Source organism: Cyclobacterium sp. 10D3-21 (assembly GCF_055809755.1).
Genome location: NZ_CM147924.1, coordinates 6,472,230 through 6,492,687, shown reverse-complemented (window position 1 = coordinate 6,492,687; position 20,458 = coordinate 6,472,230). Strand labels below are relative to the sequence as shown.

Sequence of the window (20,458 nt, the reverse complement as noted above, 5' to 3'; positions counted from 1 at the left end):
TTAAATGTGTTTATTTTTGCCCTTAGCAATTTCGTAAAGTAATTCTCTTGATCTGTGAAGTTGTGCTTTTACCGTTCCCAACGGTTTGTCCAGTTCAGCTGCGATTTCATCATACGACAACTCATCAAAATACCTTAGCTTAACCAGCTTTCGGTATTTTGCAGGCAACTTGTCGACAAAAATTCGCACCATCTCTTTTCTCTGGGTTTTGATAAACTCATCCTGCGGATTATTGTCATCATCTTCCACATCTATATTTACCGAATTCCCACCATCATCTGTCATGGTGTTGTTTAGACTCATGGTCTTGAGTTTCTTTTTTCGGATAAAATCGATGGTATTGTTGGTCGCAATTCTAAAAAGCCAGGTACTGAAAGTATAGTCTTTTTTGAATTTGTGAAGATTTTTAAATGCCTTAGCAAAGGCTTCCATGGTAAGATCTTCCGCATCATCGGTACCTCTGATCATTTTAAGGATCATAAAGTATACTGCTTTCTTGTACCGCTTCATGAGCGAAGCATACGCCTGCTGGTCTTTATCATTGACCGCTTTGTCGATCAATTCAAAATCTTCTAACGCTTTATCTGAAAAACTTCTTTCCTTTATTTCCATTTAACTGTTTTTGACAGATAACCTTTTGTTCCTAAGGTCCAAAAATAAATCATGTACATCAAATCAAAAAATAAAGTCCAAATTACCTTACCAGTCCCTTCTAATTTTTTTCTTGCCCTATGAATAATTAAATATTGCAGCATGGCCCTTGTAAAAACTAACCCCAATACAAGGGCAATTGGTTCCCAGCTGCTTTCAAGAATTACAATTCCTGCTGCGGAGAGCCAGAACACTAAATGACTTAACGAATACAAACCCAGTTTTAGTTTATCTTTAGTGCGATAATATTTCCCAGCGTGATAATGTCGCTTCTTTTGGGTGAAATAAGCTTTGAAACTCGTCTTCGGTTGAGAAATAGTAATGCTTTCAGGATGTGCTACCATGGCTGTATTTTCGGCCGTAGCATAGCGATTCACAAAAAGATCATCATCTCCTCCTTCAATATGCCAGAGTGATTTGAATGCTTTCTTTTCCATAAAAAAGTTCTTTTTGTAGCAGAGATTTCTGCCTACCCCCATAAATGGGGACTTCCAATAGCCAAAAGAGTAATAATAAATGGCGGTAAAAAGGGTTTCATATTGAATGATTTTGTTCAATAACCCAGGTAGTGCCAGGTATGATCCATGCCCGAGAGCAAAAGTTTTGCCCTCATTGCGTATAGGGGCAGTCATCCTCCTGATCCAATGAGGAGAAACAGGTCTGCAATCCGCATCGGTAAGTAAAATGGTATCGTATTTGGATACCTTTATGCCCAAAGTAAGGGCATATTTCTTGGCTGTTACATGATCTGGCGTATACCTGATGTTCACAATTCGCAGTTTGCTGTAAGTTTCAGCAAGCGATCTCAACATGTCTTCTGAATTATCAGTAGAGCAATCATTCACGATTAGCACTTCAAATTCAGGATAGTTCTGCTCCATAAGTAATGGAACCAGGTCTTGCAGGTGCCCGGACTCATTTTTAGCGGCTATAATAATAGATACCCCGCTGAGATTCATGTCCTGTTTTGCTTTTTGGTTGGCTTTGTTAAAAAAAACAAACCGGCCAAAAACTACCATCAAATAGGTAAACTGCACGCCCAAAGCTAAAAAAAATATCCACCATAATGTGTTTCCCATATTTGCACCTACTTTCGGTTCTTTAAGATTAATTCAAAAATCTCAAATTTTTGTTTAATTGCGGTTATTTTTGTGTTCCATTTGGAATAGGTCATGAACTGTGCAATGCGTGTTTTAATTAAAAAGAAATCAGGAGGGTTGAAGACCAGAACATAGCAAGGCCATGTGGATGTCAAAACTCGCAACGATTGACTGATTCTGAAATAATTTCAATGCATACTAAAATAACTATCGCCTATTTCGGATTCAAATATAATCAGTAAATGGGGGATTTATCAATGAAAGGGAGGAATGAAATTTAAACTTGAAAGCAAGGATCAAAACTCGAAAGCTCGAGCTGGCGAAATTCAAACAGATCACGGACTGATTCAAACACCTATATTTATGCCTGTGGGTACAGCTGGTTCGGTTAAGGCTGTTCACCAAAGGGAGTTGACCTATGATGTGAAAGCCCAAATTATTCTTGGCAATACCTATCACCTTTACCTTCGACCTGGACTGGAAGTGCTGGAAAAGGCCGGAGGTTTACATAAATTCATGGGATGGTCAAGCCCCATTCTTACGGACAGTGGTGGCTATCAGGTTTTTTCCCTTGAAGGGAATAGGAAAATAAAGGAAGAAGGGGTGGTCTTTAAATCCCATATTGATGGTTCAAAACATCATTTTACTCCTGAATCAGTGATGGACATTCAGCGGACTATTGGTGCAGATATTATAATGGCCTTTGATGAATGTACCCCCTTTCCTTGTGACTGGAGCTACGCTAAAAATTCCATGCATCTCACCCACAGATGGCTGAAAAGATGTATTGATCAGTTTGATAATACCTCGGGAAAATATGGTTACAGCCAATCTTTGTTTCCTATTGTCCAAGGGAGCACTTTCAAAGACCTGAGATTGGATGCGGCACGTTTTGTTAGTGACCAGGATAGAGAAGGCAATGCTATAGGTGGCTTGTCCGTAGGTGAACCTGCTGAGATGATGTATGAAATGACAGATCTCGTAACAGATATACTTCCAGAAGACAGGCCAAGATACCTTATGGGGGTTGGTACTCCCGCCAATATCTTGGAAGCAATAGCACTGGGCATAGACATGTTTGATTGTGTGATGCCTACGAGAAATGCCAGAAATGGCATGCTATTCACTACGGAAGGCATTATTAATATTCGAAATGAAAGGTGGAAAATGGATTTTTCTCCTCTTGACAGTGGCTTCCAGTCCCATGTAAGTAATTTCTATTCCAAGGCCTACCTTAGACACCTGACAATAAGTAAGGAAATGCTGGCTGCCCAAATTGCAAGTATTCACAATTTATCCTTCTATCTTTGGTTGGTTACACAAGCCAGAGAACACATACAGGCAGGTGATTTTACCACTTGGAAAAATGCGATGGTAGAAAAAGTGAGCAGGAGGTTATAAGGATTCTGCTAAAGCAGCCGTTTCATTTAATACAAAAGAGAAAGACCAGTTGGCATGAAACTATTGGATAAATTAATCATTAAAGATTTCCTCAAGACCTATTTGTTTGTGGTCATGATGTTGATTTTGGTCGTTTTGGTGTTGGATTTCACCGAAAAGAATGATACCTATATCCGAAACGAAGTTCCTGCCACTGAGATTCTTCAATACATGCTCAATTATGGGCTCTATTTAAACAATTTACTTACTCCAATTACCGTCTTTATTTCTGTCATTTTTATTACGTCAAAAATGGCAGGAAGAACAGAGATCATTGCGATTCTCAGCAGTGGGGTAAGTTTTATAAGAATGTTGGTGCCCTTTATAATGTCTGCAGTTTTGATTGCAGTCATCAGTTTTTTGCTCAATGGTTGGGTACTGCCCGTAGCTACTGCGGGAGTTTCGCAATTCAGGGTTGAATACCTGGACAAACAACAGGACCAAAACCAACAAAACATTCACATAAAAGTAGCTCCTGATTTGTATGCCTATATCCGCAGGTACTTTACCTCCGTCGATCAAGGGCATGATTTCACCTTGGAATATATTAAAGAAGGGCAACTAATATCCAAATTCTCCGCAGAAAGAATCGTCTGGGACACCACCAAAAATGTTTGGAATGCCCGAGATTGGAGGTTGAGGGTGTTGAATGAAATGGGGGAGACCTGGACCACAGGTGACGCTATGGATACAACTTTGTCCATTACCCCCGCTGATTTTGATCTACCTCTCAATCACCACGAAACCCTGACACTGCCTGAGCTTTCCAAGCAAATAGTTATTCTTGAGGAGAGAGGAGCGGACAATATTAGTTTCTATAAAATCGAAAAGTACGTTCGCTTTATGTCCCCGTTTGCAGCCATTCTTCTTACTTTCATTGGGGTTATTGTTTCTGCCAAGAAAACCCGGGGAGGTTCTGGTTTTAAAATAGCACTGGGCTTTATGCTGGCCTTCGTGTACATCATACTTTTTTTACTTTCGAGGACATTTGCTGAAGCAGGTACAGCTTATCCTATTTTGGCAGTATGGATACCTAATATTGTTTTTGGACTTACGGGACTGGTGCTTTACAAAACCGTGCCCAGATAATATTTAGTTTATGGTAAAAGATTATTTATGGCTTCATTTGGTCGTTCTTATCTGGGGATTCACTGCTATTCTAGGTTTATTGATAAGTCTTCCAGCAGTTGAAATCGTATTCTACCGCACACTACTTGCCAGCATAGGTCTTTTCTTGTTGCTTAAATTTAGAGGTCGGCCTTTAAAAGTAAATGGAAATGCATTACTCAAGTTTCTACTCACGGGAGGGCTGATTGGAGCACATTGGATTTTGTTTTTTTGGGCAGCGCAGGTCTCTACCGCATCAGTTTGTTTGGCGGGGATGGCTACCTGCTCGCTATGGACAGCACTTATTGAGCCATTGGTCAACAAACAACCTATAAAATGGTATGAAGTAATGCTGGGATTGGTCGTGATTCTTGGTTTGATAGTGATTTTTAAGTTTGAATCTGGCTACAGTCTTGGGATATTTCTAGCAGTCACCTCTGCCTTATTGAGCGCCTGTTTTACTGTGATAAATGGTAGGCTGACCAAAAGCCACAGTCCCTTTATTCTAACCTTTTATGAAATGATTGGTGCCTTTTTACTAACGGCAGGCTTTATTCCATTTTATGCTTATTGGTTTACTGTGGAAGGTTTTTCCTGGGTTCCGCAGGGTATGGATTGGTTTTGGCTGCTTGTACTTTCGCAGGTATGTACCGTCATCGCTTTTACCCTGTCTGTAAAACTCATGAAGCGGATATCAGCTTTTGCTGTTAACCTGACAGTAAATATGGAGCCCGTTTATGGTATCCTTTTGGCCTTTATCATTTTCGGAGAAAAAGAAAAAATGACACCTGAATTTTATTTGGGAACCCTGATCATTTTGGCATCCGTCTGTATTTATCCCATAATTCGTTTTGTCCAAAAAAGAAGGGTAGCTAGAACAGTTAGAAAAATACATTAATTTAAAAATTAGAAGGCTTATTGTCTATTTCGGGTTTAAGGTAGTTTTTCAGAGAAAAGAAAATAATGTCCTGGAAATTTCATTTCTTCTGGTGGATCCTTGAACAATCCAAATACTGCTGAACCTGATCCAGACATGGCAGCGTACCATGCGCCGGCATTATAGAGCTTTGCCTTTATGGCGGCTATTTCCGGATAATTAGAGAAGATTCCTTTTTCGAAATCGTTGACAAGGTTTGATTTCCAAGAAGATGGTGCTGCAAGAATAGCCTTCAGGTCCAATCCTTTTTCTGTGGGTTTGATCCCTGCATAGGCCTCTTTAGTGCCTATATGAATACCGGGATGAATTAAGTAAAGCCAATTTCCTTTTAGGTCAACGGCAACTGGCTCAAGCTTTTCGCCTCTTCCTGTTGCCATTTGTGCTTTATTTTGTACAAAAAAAGGGCAATCGCTACCTAATTGGGAGGCATAGTCTTCGAGTTGTTTTGGGTCCAGATCTAAAGAAAACAGTTTGCTCAAAAGTTTCAAAGCAAAAGCTGCATCAGCTGATCCCCCGCCTAAGCCTGCGCCTATTGGGATGTTTTTATGGAGGTGGGCAGCCACTGCTGTTAGCTTTGGGAAATCCAACAATAACAATTGGTAAGCTTTCACGATCAGGTTATGTTCTGACGTGCCAGGTATGGGTATTCCACTATGGGTAAAAGAAAAAGTTTTGGAGGGAATGATTTCCAAAGCTTCTGTTAAAGGTATGGGATACATGCAAGTATGAATATCATGGTACCCATCTATCCTCTTTCGGAGTACATGTAATCCAAGATTGATTTTTGCATTGGGAAAAACGATCATAATTGTACATCTTTAGGCCCTAAAAGTAAAACAAAGGTGTGGATTTTCTAGGAGGCTTTTTAAATCATTTAAATGGATAATTGCTTACTTAAGTTTAAAGTTGGTAAGGATGTCTTGAAAGTCGGTTTTTTTCCCAAAAAATTAACAAAACCTTGCATCAGAATAAAATTTTGAATTTTTTCGTCATTATAGAATAATTAAAATAAAATTGTATTAAATCTGTAATAATAAACTTTAATTTTTTAAATAAATTCATTTACATTATTTTCTTATTTTTTGTAAATTAAAAAAAGAATTAAAATATTGTAAGTATGGATTATGAGTTTTAATATTGCATTATAATAGTACAAATTAAAGTCAAAGAAAATACTCCGAAAGAGATATGTTAGTAGTTGTCAGCCTTGTCGTCCTAATTGTCATTATCATTTAGTAAGTGATGAAGCGCTGATCTATTGCCAATAGAAAAAATCAATCAAAGTGCTTCATTCGAGTGAAGCACTTTTTTTTATAAGCCAGTTGTTAAAAATAATACAGTTATAATGAGCAATTCGAAAAAAAATAGTTGGGAGGTAAGCGATAATCAAGAGAATCCGGCTTCAATGGCCATGTTGTATGCAACTGGGCTGACGGATGAACAGATGAAGCAACCTTTTGTAGGGGTGGCTAGTTGTGGATACGAGAGTAACCCTTGTAACATGCACCTTAATGACTTTGCAAAAGCCATCAAGGCTTCTACAATAGAGTCTAAGCTGACTGGATTGGTCTTCAATACAATTGGTATTAGTGATGGCATCTCAATGGGTACATCAGGCATGCGTTATAGCTTACCGTCTAGGGAGATCATAGCTGATTCCATAGAATCATTTATTTTAGGCCATTCATTTGATGGCATAGTAGCTGTAGCTGGCTGTGACAAGAACATGCCTGGTGCCGTTATGGGTATGCTACGTGTGAATAGACCTTCTATATTGGTCTATGGTGGTACCATCAGGTCTGGTAAATACAAAGGAGAAAAACTGAATATAGTTTCTGCTTTCGAAGCATACGGAAAGCGTATCAACCACGAAATTTCTGATGAAGACTATACAGGAGTAATAAAAAATGCTTGCCCGGGAGCTGGGGCATGTGGAGGTATGTATACCGCCAATACCATGTCTTCGGCTATAGAAGCCATGGGCCTTTCATTGCCTTATAGTGCATCCAATCCTGCCAATTCCAAAGAAAAGGCGGCTGAATGTGAAGCAGTGGGTGAATACATAGCCAATTTATTGGCCATGGACTTGAAACCGAAAGATATTCTGACAAAGAAAAGTTTGGAAAATGCAGTAAGGGTGGTAGTTGCACTTGCTGGTAGCACCAATGCAGTACTTCACCTATTGGCCATTGCCAGGACAGCGGAAATTGACTTTGGACTTGAGGATTTTAAAAAAATAAATGCCACTACACCTGTTTTGGGTGATTTTAAACCTAGTGGTAAATACATGATGGAGGACCTGCATGAGCAGGGAGGCCTACCTGCATTTATGAGGTACCTTTTGGACCATGGCTTATTGCATGGAGACTGTATGACAGTAACTGGCAAAACCATAGCTGAGAACCTTGCCGATATCGCTCCTATAAAAGCAGAAAAAGGCAGTGTGATTAATCCTATAGATGCACCAGTAAAAGCAACTGGGCACCTGTGCATTTTGACAGGAAACCTCGCTCCAGAAGGGTCAGTGGCAAAAATTTCCGGAAAAGAAGGTGTTTCCTTTACCGGTCCTGCTAAAGTGTTCAACTCGGAACAGGAAGCCAATGATGCCATGAAAAACAGTGAGGTGAAGAAGGGCGATGTAGTCGTCATTAGGTATGTAGGTCCTAAAGGAGGACCAGGAATGCCTGAAATGCTTAAGCCGACCTCTATTATTATCGGAGCAGGTTTGGGAGCAGATGTTGCGCTCATTACAGATGGAAGATTTTCAGGAGGAACACATGGCTTCGTAGTAGGACATGTGACGCCGGAAGCATATACAGGTGGCCCCATAGGGCTTTTACAAAACGGTGATAAGGTTACCATTAATGGTGAGACGCTCGAAATAAGTTGTGATGTTTCTGATGAAACTTTCGCAGAGAGAAGGAAAACCTGGGTGAATAAAGACTTAAGCCATTTAAACGGAACGTTAAAAAAATATTCTCAGTTAGTTTCTACCGCATCTGAAGGATGCGTGACAGATAAAGATTAACGATTATGAATGATTCAAAAATAAGAGGGGCAGAAATTGTAATCAAATCCCTGGTAGCAGAAAATGCCAAATTTATTTTTGGCTACCCAGGTGGTGCTATCATGCCGGTGTATGATGCACTCTATGATTATATGGATCAAATCCAGCATATCCTGACCCGACACGAACAGGGAGCAATTCATGCTGCCCAGGGATATGCAAGGGTTTCTGGGAAAGTAGGGGTTTGTATAGCTACTTCTGGACCTGGAGCCACGAATTTAATTACCGGCATGGCGGATGCCTTGATTGACAGCACTCCTTTGGTCTGCATCACAGGTCAGGTATTGTCACAGCTGTTGGGTACAGATGCTTTTCAGGAGACTGATGTAGTAGGTATCTCTATGCCTGCCACCAAGTGGAACATACAGGTAAGAAGAGTGGAGGATATCGCACCAGCGATAGCCAAAGGCTTTCATATCGCCAGATCAGGAAGACCAGGACCGGTTTTAATAGACATCACTAAGGATGCTCAAGTAGCCTTAGGGGATTTCAACTATGTTCCTTGCTTAAACATTCGTTCTTACCGTCCTTATCCTAAGGTACCGGACAGTGTGATCGAAGCAGCAGCAGCGCTTATCAACGAAGCCAAAAGACCTTATTTATTATACGGTCAGGGAGTAGTGTTGGGAAAAGCTGAAAGTCAGTTGAAAGCATTCTTGGATAAAACAGGAATTCCTGCGGCCTGTACTTTATTGGGAACAGGAGCCTTGTCAGAAGATCATCCAAATTATGTAGGGAAATTGGGGATGCATGGAAACTATGCGCCCAACTTGCTTACCAATAAATGTGATGTTTTAATAAGCGTCGGGATGCGTTTTGATGACCGTGTGACGGGTGATGTAAAGCGTTATGCCAAGCAAGCCAAGGTGATTCATCTTGAGTTGGATCCTGCAGAAATCGACAAGATTGTGAAAGCGGATGTACCTGTTTTAGGTGACTGTAAGGTCAGTTTGGAAAAACTTATAGAAAAAGTCGATAAAAAAGAACACCCAGAATGGATCAAGCAATTCAGGGTACTTGAGGCTGAAGAGAAAAGAGTAGTGGTAGGCAATGACATTTCCCCAACCAAAATAGGGTTGACCATGGGAGAAGTGATTCGGCATATCAATGAGTTTAAGGCTGATGACGCCATATTAGTAACGGATGTTGGGCAACACCAAATGGTGGCCTGGAGGTATTTTAAATACAAAACCACCAGGACTCAGGTAACATCAGGTGGATTAGGAACCATGGGTTTTGCCCTTCCGGCAGCTCTGGGAGCACAACTTCACGATTACAACCGAGAGGTAATATGCGTGGTAGGTGATGGAGGAATCCAAATGACTATTCAGGAACTTGGGACGATTATGCAAACCAAAGCACCTGTAAAGGTGGTATTGCTCAATAACAATTTCTTAGGCATGGTAAGGCAGTGGCAGCAATTGTTTTTTGACAAGCGCTATTCTTTTACGGAGTTGGACAATCCTGATTTTATTAAAATCGCTGAAGGATATAATTTCAAGGTTCAAAAAGTAGATGAAAGAACTGATTTACGCCAAGCTGTGGCTGAGATGTTTGTTCATGATGGACCCTATTTTCTTGAGGTTAAAGTAGAAAAAGAGGACAATGTATTCCCCATGATTGCTACTGGCAGTTCTGTTGAAGAAATTAGACTTAAATAACTCAGATGAAAAGAAGATATACAATTTCTGTTTTTACAGAAAATTTCATAGGCATACTCAGTAGAATTACTTTAATATTTACTCGGAGAGGGATTAATATCGATGGTTTTACTGCTTCAGAAAGTAGAGAAGAGGGTATTTACCGGATCACCATAGAGGTGAATACAACAGAAGCACAAGTGATTCAGTTGTCCAGACAAATTGAAAAAATCATCGATGTAATTAAAGCATTTTATTACATCGATGATGAAATGGTTTTTCAGGAAATTGCCTTGTATAAAATCCCAATCGAAAGCATAGATTCAGGTTTGGAAATGGTAATTCGCCAATACAATGCGAAGATTATTTCAGCAGAGAAAGGTTTTGTGGTCATTGAAATGACAGGTCATAAAAAAGACACCCAGGATTTGCTGGAAGAGCTAAAAGACTTTAATGTTCTGGAATTTGTTAGGTCCGGCAGAGTAGCAGTGGCCAAACCAATGGTGAGCATTGATAAATATTTATAATACCAATTTAAAATCAATTTTAATTTATAGTTATGAAACTGAAGTTCGGTACAGTTGAAGAAAACGTAGTGACAAGAGAAGAATTTCCTCTTGAGAAAGCCAAGGAAGTCCTAAAGGATGAAGTAATTGCCGTATTAGGATACGGAGTACAAGGCCCAGGACAGGCGTTAAATCTTAAAGACAATGGTTTTAATGTCATCGTTGGACAGCGAAAAGGTTCTAAAACATGGGACAAAGCCATTGCTGACGGATGGGTACCCGGTGAAACACTTTTTGAGTTGGAAGAAGCGTGCGAAAAAGGAACGATTCTTCAATTCTTGTTGTCTGATGCCGGACAAATTGCCTTATGGCCAACAGTTAAAAAACACTTGACTCCAGGAAAAGCACTTTACTTTTCTCATGGTTTTGGTGTTACTTACAAAGACCAAACAGGCATCATTCCTCCAGCAGATGTTGATGTAATTTTGGTTGCACCAAAAGGTTCAGGAACTTCATTGAGGAGAATGTTTGTTGAAGGAAGAGGCTTGAACTCATCCTATGCAATTTTCCAGGATGCAACAGGAAATGCGAAAGACAGAGTAGTTGCTTTGGGAATTGGTGTAGGTTCAGGTTACCTGTTCGAAACAGATTTCTACAAAGAAGTTACTTCTGATCTTACAGGAGAAAGAGGAACACTTATGGGTGCTATTCAGGGTATATTTGCTGCTCAATATGATGTATTAAGGGCAAATGGACATTCACCTTCTGAAGCCTTTAATGAGACTGTGGAAGAACTGACTCAAAGTTTGATGCCTTTAGTAGCAGAAAATGGAATGGATTGGATGTATGCCAACTGTTCTACTACTGCACAAAGAGGAGCATTAGATTGGTGGAAACCTTTCAGAGATGCAACCAAACCTGTATTTGAAGAATTATACAATAGTGTGAAAACAGGTAAAGAAGCTACCAAATCTATCGAGTCCAACAGTAAAGCGGACTACAGAGTGAAATTGGAAGCGGAATTGAAAGAATTGAGAGATTCTGAAATGTGGCAGGCTGGAGCAACTGTCCGAAAATTAAGACCAGAAAACAATTAAAAATAGCAATGTCAGAAAAGCTTTGGATATTTGATACCACCCTTAGGGATGGTGAACAGGTGCCGGGTTGTCAACTCGATACCAGGGAAAAAATTGTAGTAGCCAAGGCTTTAGAAGCATTGGGAGTTGATATCCTTGAGGCTGGATTTCCCATATCCAGCCCTGGGGATTTCAATTCTGTTGTGGAAATATCAAAGGCGGTAGAAGAACCTATCATCTGCGCACTTTCCAGAGCAGTTGAGAAAGATATAGAAGTAGCTGCTGAGGCGCTCAAATTTGCCAAAAAAAGTAGGATACACACTGGAATAGGTGTGTCAGGTTACCATATTGAGCATAAATTCAGAAGCACTCCGGATGCCGTTCTTGAAAAAGCCATTAGGGCTGTGAAATTTGCAAGGAATCTTGTCGGTGAAGTGGAGTTTTATGCTGAAGATGCTGGAAGGGCAGATCCTGAGTTTCTTGCAAAAATAGTTGAGGCTGTCATTAAGGCTGGAGCTACAGTTATCAATATCCCAGATACTACGGGCTATTGCCTTCCCGAACAATATGGCGATATCATTCGCTTCTTAAAAGAAAATGTCTCTAATATAGACAGAGCCATTCTGTCTACCCACTGTCACAATGATCTTGGATTGGCCACAGCAAATAGTCTTGCAGGCGTCATGAATGGAGCAAGGCAAGTGGAAGTGACGATGAATGGCATTGGAGAACGTGCCGGAAATACCTCGTTGGAGGAAGTGGTAATGGCCATTAAAAGCCACAAAGAGGTTCCTGTTTATACTGGAATCAATACCCAGAAAATCTACGAAACGAGTAGAATTATTTCCAAATTAATGAACATGCCTATTCAGCCAAATAAGGCCATTGTAGGTAGAAATGCTTTTGCTCACTCTTCTGGAATTCATCAGGACGGTGTCTTGAAAAATCGGGAGAATTACGAAATTATTGACCCTAAAGATGTTGGGGTTGAAGAATCATCCATAGTGCTAACCGCTAGAAGTGGAAGGGCAGCCTTGAAGCATCACCTCAAATTATTGGGATTTGAATTTGACAAGGAGAAATTGGATGAAATCTATGAGGCTTTTTTGATTCTTGCAGATTCAAAAAGAGACATAGGAAGAAAAGACCTTTTATCCTTATTGGGGGATCACCTGGAAAATTCTTCGTTTATAGAAATGAAGGATGTTTACTATGAAGGAAGTGAAGGCAAGGGTGGTCATGCCAAAGTAGTTCTTACTATAGGAGAAGAACAAAAGGAAAGTGAAGCCGATGGAAATGGCCCGGTAGATGCTGTAATTAAATCGATCAAAAAGCTTATCCCTCAGACGGTGATCTTGGATGAATTTCTAATTCAAGCCATTACCAAAGGAAGCGATGATGTATGCAAAGTACACATGAGATTGATGCATAATGAACGGCCATATCACGGCTTCGGATCAGAAACAGACATAGTATTGGCTTCGGCCAAAGCATTTATAGATGCTTTAAATAAATTACCTGTCAATTAAATTGACGAAAAGTTAAATATAATGGAGAAGAAATCATTATTTGATAAGATTTGGGATGCACATGTGATCCAGTCTATCCCAGATGGTCCGGATGTGTTTTTCATAGATAAGCATTTTATCCACGAAGTAACAAGCCCGGTGGCATTCCTGAACCTTGAAAAAAGAGGCAATAAGGTAATGTTTCCAGAAAGGACGGTAGCTACTCCTGATCATAATGTACCCACTATCGATCAGGACAAAACAATCAAGGATCAACTTTCTCGAATGCAAGTTGAAAGGTTGAGAGAAAATTGTAAAAGACATGGAATAGAACTTCATGACCTTGGAACAGATCATCATGGTATCGTCCATGTAATCGGACCCGAGCTTGGTATCACCCAGCCAGGAATGACGATTGTATGTGGAGATAGCCACACCTCTACTCATGGTGCCTTTGGTACCATCGCATTTGGTATTGGTACCTCAGAAGTAGAAATGGTATTTGCTACCCAATGCATTATGCAAGCAAAAGCCAAAAAGATGCGCATTACCGTAGATGGTGAACTAGGTAAAGGCATCACCTCAAAAGATATTATTTTATACATCATCGCACAGATTTCTGCGAGTGGTGGTACCGGATATTTTATTGAATATGCTGGAAGTGCCATCAGGGCATTGAGCATGGAGGCTAGAATGACCATCTGTAATATGAGTATAGAGATGGGTGCAAGAGGTGGATTGATAGCGCCTGATGAAACTACTTTTGAATACTTGAAAGGCAAGCAATACTCGCCTAAAGGTGAAGAGTGGGACAAAGCAGTGGCACATTGGAAAACCCTTAAAACAGATGAAGGTACTGTATTCGATTTGGAATACCATTACAATGCAGAGGACATCGAACCAATGATCACCTACGGTACCAACCCAGGAATGGGCGTAAAGGTAAAAGGGAATATCCCAACTACAGATGGGATGAATGACAGTGAAAACAAATCTTATATAAAATCTTTGGACTATATGGGCTTCAAGCCTGGCGAGTCTTTACAAGGCAAGAAGATTGATTATGTCTTTGTAGGGAGTTGTACCAATGGACGAATAGAAGATTTAAGGTCAGTGGCTCAATTTGTAAAAGGCAAAAAGAAAGCTGATAATATCACTGCATGGATAGTACCTGGTTCTAGAGAAGTTGAGAAAATGGCTATCAAAGAAGGTATTGTCCAAACACTCGAAGAGGCTGGGTTCAAGTTAAGACAACCTGGATGCTCCGCTTGCTTGGCAATGAATGATGATAAAATACCATCAGGAAAATATGCGGTTTCGACTTCCAACAGAAACTTTGAAGGACGCCAAGGACCTGGTAGCAGAACATTGCTCGCTTCACCACTTACAGTAGCGGCAGTTGCCATTACTGGTGTGATTACAGACCCTAGGGATTTTATAGAAGAATTAGTACAAGAAAAATAAGACCATGGCATACGATAAATTTGAAGTTTTGACAAGTAGGGTAGTCCCTCTTTCCTCTGAAAACGTAGATACTGACCAAATTATTCCGGCCAGGTTTTTGAAAGCTACAGAGAGAGAAGGATTTGGTGACAACCTCTTCAGAGACTGGCGTTATGATACTGAAGGAAAACCTAAGGCTGACTTTGTGTTAAACGATCCCACCTATTCGGGTAAAATCCTTTTGGCTGGAAAGAATTTCGGATCGGGCTCTAGCCGTGAACACGCTGTTTGGGCCATTTATGACTATGGATTTCGTTGTGTGGTTTCTAGTTTCTTCGCTGATATATTTAAAAACAATTGTTTGAATATTGGTGTTCTACCTGTAACAGTGTCTCCTAAATTTGCAGACGAATTGTTTTCAGCGGTTGAAGCCAACCCAGAAGTAGAAGTTGAGGTAGATATAAAGAAGCAAACCATCACGCTTTTATCCACAGGTAATTCTGAATCTTTTGATATAAATTCGTACAAAAAAGAGAACATGCTAAATGGGTTTGACGATATTGATTATCTGCTCAACCTAAAAGAAGAAATAGTGCAGTTCGAAGCCAATAAATAAAAACTACTCTGGGATTCGAAGTTGAAAATGTGTCAGGATAATGGTAAGCGAATGAGTAGAGAAAAGACAATAGAAATCATGGACACCACCCTTAGGGATGGAGAACAAACCTCAGGGGTGTCATTTCTTCCTTCAGAAAAGCTTCAAATAGCGAAGCTTTTGTTAGAAGAATTAAAAGTGGATCGGATTGAAGTGGCTTCAGCTAGGGTTTCAGAGGGAGAGTTGGAAGGTGTCAAACGGATTACTCATTGGGCAGAGGAAAAAGGCTATTTGGATAGTATTGAAGTTTTGGGATTTGTAGATACTCCCAAATCTGTGGATTGGATGGTAGAGGCAGGCGCTAAGGTGATGAATTTGCTCACCAAAGGTTCACTCAACCACTTGACCCATCAACTAAAAAAGACGCCAGAAGTTCATTTTGCTGAAATAGAAAAATGCATTGTTTATGCAAACCAGCATGACATTGAAGTGAACGTTTACCTTGAGGATTGGAGTAATGGCATGCGCAATTCCAGAGAGTATGCAATGTCCATGATTCAGTTCCTTTCCAAACAACCGGTTAAAAGAATAATGCTTCCTGATACCTTGGGACTGTTGTGTCCTGATGAAGTTAAGGAATTTATGGAGATGATATGCACAAAATTCCCTGAAGTACATTTCGATTTCCATGCGCACAATGATTATGACCTTTCGGTTGCCAATGTTCTTCACGCTGTCAATACTGGTGCAAAAGGTATCCATACCACTGTTAATGGTCTTGGTGAGCGTGCAGGTAATGCACCTTTGGAATCAATTGTAGCAGTAATAAAGGATTTTACCCCATTTCATCTCAATGTTAATGAGAATAAAATCTATAGAATTAGTAAACTAATAGAACAATTTTCTGGGTTGAGGATTCCGGCAAATAAACCTGTCGTGGGGGAAAATGTGTTTACCCAAACAGCAGGAGTACATGCAGATGGAGACAATAAAAAGAACCTTTATTTCAGCGATTTGCTTCCTGAACGATTCGGGAGAACACGTAAATATGCACTGGGTAAAACATCCGGCAAGGCCAACATTTCAAAAAATCTTGAAGAGTTAGGCATTTCTCTTGAACCAGATGAATTGACCAAAGTAACGCAGAAGATCATAGAGCTGGGAGATAAGAAGGAAAGGGTGACCACAGAAGATCTGCCTTATATTATCTCAGATGTGTTGCAAAACAACTCCATTCATAAGGACATTGTCATCGACGGGTACCATATGGTTCATTCCAAGGGTCTAAAGCCTTCTGTTCAGTTGCGAATGAAAATTTTCAGCAATTATTATGAGCAGAATGCTTCAGGAGATGGCCAATATGATTCTTTCATGAAAGCACTGAAAAAAATATACAAGGGCTTAGACATGGAGCTACCCAAGTTGACTGATTTTCAGATAAGCATACCTCCTGGAGGTAAAACAGATGCTTTTGTGGAATGTGTGATTACCTGGGATCTGAGTGGAAGAATATTTAAGACCAAAGGTTTGGATAGTGACCAGACTATAGCGGCCATGAAGGCCACTGAAAAAATGCTGAATATCATAGAACAAATCAAAAATAGTAACAAAACTGAAAAAAAGAATCCTTATGGAAATGAATATAGCCCTATTACCTGGTGATGGTATTGGCCCTGAAGTAATCGCTCAGGCAGTAAAGGTAGTGAATGCTGTCGCTAAGAAATTTGGACATACAATTACTTTTAAAGAAGCCATTACAGGAGCTGCAGCCATAGATGCAGTAGGAAATCCTTATCCTGATGCTACTCATGAAACCTGTCTTGCTTCTGATGCTGTTCTATTTGGCGCTATTGGTGATCCTAAATTTGACAATGATCCAAGTGCGAAGGTAAGACCTGAGCAGGGTTTATTGGAGATGAGGAAAAAATTGGGACTTTTTTCTAACGTTCGTCCTACATTTACTTTTCCTTCCTTGTTGCACAAGTCACCATTGAAACAGGAAAGGATTGAAGGTACTGATTTGGTATTTTTAAGGGAGCTGACTGGCGGCATCTATTTTGGAGAGCCAAGAGGTAGAAACGAACAAGGGACCAAAGCTTTTGATACCTGTGTATACTCTGTAGAGGAAATTGAAAGATTGGCTAGAATGGGTTTTGAGTTTGCCATGAAAAGGAGAAAACTTTTAACCTGCGTTGATAAAGCCAATGTATTGGCAACTTCCAGATTATGGAGGGAAACGGTACAGCGTTTAGCTCCTGAGTATCCAGAAGTAACAGTTGAATATGAATTTGTTGACGCGGTAGCAATGCGTTTGGTTCAATGGCCTAAAGCGTATGATGTCTTGATTACGGAGAACCTGTTTGGAGACATTTTAACGGATGAAGCATCTGTGATAAGTGGATCTATGGGATTGATGCCTTCAGCTTCTATAGGGCTTAAAACCAAGCTTTTTGAACCTATCCATGGCTCTTACCCTCAGGCTGCTGGTAAAGACATTGCCAATCCCTTGGCAGCTGTTTTGTCTGCATCCATGATGTTTGAATATGCCTTTGATTTAATGGACGAAGCCAACATCATTTCTGAAGTGGTCAATATGTCCCTGGAAAAAGGAATAGTAACTGAAGACCTATCCGAAGGTGAAAAAGCTTACAAAACTTCGGAAGTAGGAGATTGGTTAGCTGAGCAGATTGCTAAAATGTAAAAGAAAAATAATCACAAAAAGCCCCTATTGCTTGTTTAGCGTATATAGGGGCTTTTTTTTGTCAAAATATTGTTATTTATTTTTATTTGCCACGTAGGCATCGATCAAATCTTGCGTAATACCCGTCGTAGAATAGCCACCATCGTGAAACAAATTTTGCATGGTTACCATTCTGGTATAATCGGAAAACATGGTGATAATGTATTCTCCACATGCTTCGGCAGAGGCATTTCCAAGAGGAGAAGCCAATGCTGCAAAATCAAAGAAATCATCAAATCCTCCGATTCCTGATCCTGCAGTTGTTTTAGTTGGGGACTGGGAAATAGTATTGACCCTTACATTTTTGAGTTTACCATACCTTAAACCATAATTTCTAGCAATGCTTTCAAGAATTGCTTTGGCCTCAGACATATCGCTGTAAAATGGGAAAGACCTTTCTGCAGCAATGTAGCTTAATGCCACCACTGAAGCCCATTCATTAAGGATGTCTTTCTTTTCTGCTACATGAAGCATTTTATGAAAAGAGGTAGCAGAAACGTCGTAGGACTTCTGAACCCAATCATAATTCAGGTCACCATAGGATCTTCCTTTTCGGACATTTGGTGACATACCAATAGAGTGGAGCAAGAAATCGAAATTCCCACCCAAATACTCCTTTGCTTCATCGTATAATTTTTCAATGTCTTCGACGGATGTAGCGTCGGCAGGAATAATAATGGTATCACATATATCAGCAAGTTCCTGAATGGCTCCCATGCGCATAGCTATTGGGGCATTGGTTAGAACAAATTTTGCACCTTGCTCTTTTGCTTTTAATGCAGTTTGCCAGGCGATAGAATTTTCATCTAGAGCACCAGTGATAATTCCTTTTTTTCCTTTTAATAAATTTTCAGGCATTGTATTCTTTTGATTTTCTGACTTCAATTAAATAATATTCTATAAAATTAACTAATAATGGGTAAAACATTTTCCGAAGGGCTTTTAGAAAAGGCTAGTGGGCCATTATTTGTTAAGCAATTCTTTTGCGTTTTCAAAAGCGGTAGCTGAGGGATTTGAACCGGAAATCATTGTAGCGATTTCCAGTAATCTTTCTTCAGGATTTAATAGCTTTATTTTACTTATGGTCTTTAGCGCACTATTGTCTTTGTATACGAAATAGTGTTTTTCTCCTTTGGCGGCTACCTGTGGTAAGTGGCTAATGCAAATGACTTGGTGCTTTTTTGCAATTTGTTGCATCATGCGAACCATCTGCAACGCTATTTCGCCAGAAATACCAGTATCAATTTCATCAAAAATCAAGGTTGGTAGAGCCATCTTATCCGCCATTACATATTTAATGGCAAACATTAACCTTGAAAATTCACCTCCTGAAGCCACCTGACCTATAGGTTGGGGCTGGATTCCTTTGTTGGCGGAAAATAAGATGTCAATATCATCGATACCTGAATCATTGGGTACAACCTCACTTCGCTTAATTTCTACCTTGGCATTTTCCATGCCTAACTGCCCAAGTAAGGATTGAATCTCCTTGCTGAAATTGTTGAAAATGGACTGTCTTTTTTTCGAAAGATTATTGCCAAATGTGGTTAGCCTGGCCTTTGACTGTGTGAGTAATGCCCGCTGCTTGACCAGTTCTTCTTCCAAATGATCCCCTTTGAATACCTTGTCTGCAAGGGAAGAGGCAAGTGCTAAAAGCTCTTTATCACTCTGAAGCCCATGTTTTTTCTGTAGCTGGTAAATTTTACTTAGTCTTTCCCTGACCCACTCAGACTTTTCATAATCAACCTCTATTTCCTGCTCCTCAAGTGAGAGGCTTTCAATAATATCTTTAAGTTCTATAAGTATGCTTTCAAATCTCTGGTTTAAATCTTCAAAATTCTTACCGAATTTCTTTAAGTATTGGAAATGCTGTTGGGCTGCTCCTAACTGTTGCATCGCCCCCAACTCTTCGTTTTCCAAATGATCTAAAGCCTGTGACGCCCTGGATTTTATTTCTTCAGCATGGTTCAGTAGCTCTTCCTTTTCCTCCAATAAATCTTGTTCTCCTTCTTCAAGGTCCAATCCGGATAGCTCTTCCAGTTGAAACTGGTTGTAATCAGCTTCTTGCTGGTATTGTTGTTTCTCCTGTTCTAAAAGGCGCACCTTCTTTTGCGTCTTAATAAAGTCCTGAAACTGGTTGAGATAAGCTTCTTTTTCCTTTTGGACATTGGCAAATGCATCTATCAGAGATAGTTGGTAGGAAGAAGCCCCTAATAGCAAGGTCTCATTCTGGGAATGAACATCCATCAGAATTTTGCCCAATACTTTCAAGGTTTCCAGCCTAACTGGAGTATCATTGATGAAAGCCCTGGATTTTCCAGAGGGTGAAATTTCCCGCCTGACAATGCATGCAGGCTCATAATCCAACTCCTCCCTTTGGAAGAAAAGCTTTAAACCATAATTCTGGATATTGAAAACGCCTTCAATAATGCATTTTTTGGTTTCATCAAATAAAGTCCTGTTATCGGCCCTATTTCCAAGAAGTAATCCTACTGCTCCAAGCATAATGGATTTTCCTGCTCCAGTTTCTCCCGTGATCATGTTGAGTCCGGCACAGGGTTCCATTTCTAACTTTTCTATCAAAGCATAGTTTGTGATGCTAAGGTTGGATAACATGTTGCTTTGGTTTCGTTTAGAGGGTCAAAATT

At 40.0% G+C, this 20,458-nt stretch carries 17 protein-coding genes; 12 read left to right on the top strand and 5 right to left on the bottom strand.

Translation table 11 applies throughout. The features are described 5' to 3' along the window. Together AC0L7T_RS25335 and AC0L7T_RS25330 are read right to left on the bottom strand one after the other, a co-directional pair. A complete protein-coding gene (locus tag AC0L7T_RS25335) occupies positions 1-612 on the bottom strand; it encodes an RNA polymerase sigma factor (protein ID WP_473339337.1) in 612 nt (203 codons plus the stop codon). Next, entirely contained in the window at positions 603-1,730 is a 1,128-nt protein-coding gene (locus tag AC0L7T_RS25330) for a glycosyltransferase (protein ID WP_473339336.1), read from the bottom strand. Before AC0L7T_RS25330 ends, AC0L7T_RS25335 begins: the two co-directional genes overlap by 10 nt. A gap of 291 nt (positions 1,731-2,021) precedes the next feature. Between AC0L7T_RS25330 and tgt the strand changes: the two genes are divergently transcribed. The 3 genes from tgt to AC0L7T_RS25315 are packed head-to-tail and all read left to right on the top strand — an operon-like array spanning position 2,022 to position 5,196. After that, positions 2,022-3,152: a tRNA guanosine(34) transglycosylase Tgt gene (gene tgt / locus AC0L7T_RS25325; protein ID WP_473339334.1), complete on the top strand. Its 1,131-nt coding sequence runs from the start codon at positions 2,022-2,024 to the stop codon at positions 3,150-3,152. A gap of 54 nt (positions 3,153-3,206) precedes the next feature. Then, positions 3,207-4,280, top strand: coding sequence for an LptF/LptG family permease (locus tag AC0L7T_RS25320; RefSeq protein WP_473339333.1), 1,074 nt, complete (start codon positions 3,207-3,209; stop codon positions 4,278-4,280). Between the two features lie 10 nt (positions 4,281-4,290). Next, positions 4,291-5,196 carry a DMT family transporter gene (locus tag AC0L7T_RS25315; protein WP_473339331.1) on the top strand — a complete coding sequence of 302 codons (906 nt, stop codon included), beginning with the start codon at positions 4,291-4,293 and terminating at the stop codon, positions 5,194-5,196. Positions 5,197-5,231: 35 nt separating this feature from the next. Here the strand turns inward: AC0L7T_RS25315 and ispE are convergent, their stop codons facing one another. Then, complete coding sequence (gene ispE / locus AC0L7T_RS25310; RefSeq protein WP_473339330.1) at positions 5,232-6,041, bottom strand: 4-(cytidine 5'-diphospho)-2-C-methyl-D-erythritol kinase; 810 nt, start codon at positions 6,039-6,041, stop codon at positions 5,232-5,234. A 539-nt stretch (positions 6,042-6,580) separates the two neighbouring features. Between ispE and ilvD the strand changes: the two genes are divergently transcribed. Genes ilvD through leuB form a run of 9 tightly spaced genes read left to right on the top strand, consistent with a single transcriptional unit; the run spans position 6,581 to position 17,771 of the window. Beyond that, positions 6,581-8,263 (top strand): dihydroxy-acid dehydratase, encoded by a 1,683-nt coding sequence (gene ilvD / locus AC0L7T_RS25305; RefSeq protein WP_473339329.1) that lies wholly within the window; start codon positions 6,581-6,583, stop codon positions 8,261-8,263. A 5-nt stretch (positions 8,264-8,268) separates the two neighbouring features. Beyond that, positions 8,269-9,963 (top strand): biosynthetic-type acetolactate synthase large subunit, encoded by a 1,695-nt coding sequence (ilvB, locus tag AC0L7T_RS25300; RefSeq protein ID WP_473339327.1) that lies wholly within the window; start codon positions 8,269-8,271, stop codon positions 9,961-9,963. Positions 9,964-9,968: 5 nt separating this feature from the next. Next, positions 9,969-10,469: an acetolactate synthase small subunit gene (ilvN, locus tag AC0L7T_RS25295; protein WP_473339325.1), complete on the top strand. Its 501-nt coding sequence runs from the start codon at positions 9,969-9,971 to the stop codon at positions 10,467-10,469. Positions 10,470-10,501: 32 nt separating this feature from the next. Further along, positions 10,502-11,545, top strand: a complete 1,044-nt coding sequence (ilvC, locus tag AC0L7T_RS25290) for a ketol-acid reductoisomerase (RefSeq protein WP_473339324.1) — start codon at positions 10,502-10,504, stop codon at positions 11,543-11,545. 8 nt (positions 11,546-11,553) lie between these two features. After that, on the top strand, positions 11,554-13,053 hold the full coding sequence (locus tag AC0L7T_RS25285) for a 2-isopropylmalate synthase (RefSeq protein ID WP_473339323.1): 1,500 nt from the start codon (positions 11,554-11,556) through the stop codon (positions 13,051-13,053). A gap of 21 nt (positions 13,054-13,074) precedes the next feature. Then, a complete protein-coding gene (leuC, locus tag AC0L7T_RS25280; protein ID WP_473339322.1) occupies positions 13,075-14,496 on the top strand; it encodes a 3-isopropylmalate dehydratase large subunit in 1,422 nt (473 codons plus the stop codon). Between the two features lie 4 nt (positions 14,497-14,500). Beyond that, positions 14,501-15,091, top strand: coding sequence for a 3-isopropylmalate dehydratase small subunit (gene leuD / locus AC0L7T_RS25275; protein ID WP_473339320.1), 591 nt, complete (start codon positions 14,501-14,503; stop codon positions 15,089-15,091). A 51-nt stretch (positions 15,092-15,142) separates the two neighbouring features. Further along, on the top strand, positions 15,143-16,732 hold the full coding sequence (locus AC0L7T_RS25270) for an alpha-isopropylmalate synthase regulatory domain-containing protein (protein WP_473339319.1): 1,590 nt from the start codon (positions 15,143-15,145) through the stop codon (positions 16,730-16,732). Next, on the top strand, positions 16,701-17,771 hold the full coding sequence (leuB, locus tag AC0L7T_RS25265; protein ID WP_473339318.1) for a 3-isopropylmalate dehydrogenase: 1,071 nt from the start codon (positions 16,701-16,703) through the stop codon (positions 17,769-17,771). Before AC0L7T_RS25270 ends, leuB begins: the two co-directional genes overlap by 32 nt. A 72-nt stretch (positions 17,772-17,843) precedes the next feature. On the opposite strand, the gene AC0L7T_RS25260 is transcribed toward leuB, so the two are convergent. Then, positions 17,844-18,668 carry an enoyl-ACP reductase FabI gene (locus AC0L7T_RS25260; protein ID WP_473339316.1) on the bottom strand — a complete coding sequence of 275 codons (825 nt, stop codon included), beginning with the start codon at positions 18,666-18,668 and terminating at the stop codon, positions 17,844-17,846. Between the two features lie 105 nt (positions 18,669-18,773). Then, on the bottom strand, positions 18,774-20,426 hold the full coding sequence (gene recN, locus AC0L7T_RS25255; RefSeq protein ID WP_473339315.1) for a DNA repair protein RecN: 1,653 nt from the start codon (positions 20,424-20,426) through the stop codon (positions 18,774-18,776). Positions 20,427-20,458: the final 32 nt, after the last annotated feature.

What these genes read in the sequence shown, in the direction of transcription:
- AC0L7T_RS25285 (WP_473339323.1), top strand. Translation starts at nt 11,554, where the DNA reads ATGTCAGAAAAGCTTTGGATATTTGATACCACCCTTAGGGATGGTGAA.
- AC0L7T_RS25330 (WP_473339336.1), bottom strand. Translation starts at nt 1,730, where the DNA reads ATGGGAAACACATTATGGTGGATATTTTTTTTAGCTTTGGGCGTGCAG.
- tgt (WP_473339334.1), top strand. Translation starts at nt 2,022, where the DNA reads ATGAAATTTAAACTTGAAAGCAAGGATCAAAACTCGAAAGCTCGAGCT.
- AC0L7T_RS25335 (WP_473339337.1), bottom strand. Translation starts at nt 612, where the DNA reads ATGGAAATAAAGGAAAGAAGTTTTTCAGATAAAGCGTTAGAAGATTTT.
- AC0L7T_RS25320 (WP_473339333.1), top strand. Translation starts at nt 3,207, where the DNA reads ATGAAACTATTGGATAAATTAATCATTAAAGATTTCCTCAAGACCTAT.
- leuC (WP_473339322.1), top strand. Translation starts at nt 13,075, where the DNA reads ATGGAGAAGAAATCATTATTTGATAAGATTTGGGATGCACATGTGATC.
- ispE (WP_473339330.1), bottom strand. Translation starts at nt 6,041, where the DNA reads ATGATCGTTTTTCCCAATGCAAAAATCAATCTTGGATTACATGTACTC.
- AC0L7T_RS25315 (WP_473339331.1), top strand. Translation starts at nt 4,291, where the DNA reads ATGGTAAAAGATTATTTATGGCTTCATTTGGTCGTTCTTATCTGGGGA.
- ilvB (WP_473339327.1), top strand. Translation starts at nt 8,269, where the DNA reads ATGAATGATTCAAAAATAAGAGGGGCAGAAATTGTAATCAAATCCCTG.
- recN (WP_473339315.1), bottom strand. Translation starts at nt 20,426, where the DNA reads ATGTTATCCAACCTTAGCATCACAAACTATGCTTTGATAGAAAAGTTA.
- AC0L7T_RS25270 (WP_473339319.1), top strand. Translation starts at nt 15,143, where the DNA reads ATGAGTAGAGAAAAGACAATAGAAATCATGGACACCACCCTTAGGGAT.
- ilvD (WP_473339329.1), top strand. Translation starts at nt 6,581, where the DNA reads ATGAGCAATTCGAAAAAAAATAGTTGGGAGGTAAGCGATAATCAAGAG.
- AC0L7T_RS25260 (WP_473339316.1), bottom strand. Translation starts at nt 18,668, where the DNA reads ATGCCTGAAAATTTATTAAAAGGAAAAAAAGGAATTATCACTGGTGCT.
- ilvC (WP_473339324.1), top strand. Translation starts at nt 10,502, where the DNA reads ATGAAACTGAAGTTCGGTACAGTTGAAGAAAACGTAGTGACAAGAGAA.
- leuB (WP_473339318.1), top strand. Translation starts at nt 16,701, where the DNA reads ATGGAAATGAATATAGCCCTATTACCTGGTGATGGTATTGGCCCTGAA.
- ilvN (WP_473339325.1), top strand. Translation starts at nt 9,969, where the DNA reads ATGAAAAGAAGATATACAATTTCTGTTTTTACAGAAAATTTCATAGGC.
- leuD (WP_473339320.1), top strand. Translation starts at nt 14,501, where the DNA reads ATGGCATACGATAAATTTGAAGTTTTGACAAGTAGGGTAGTCCCTCTT.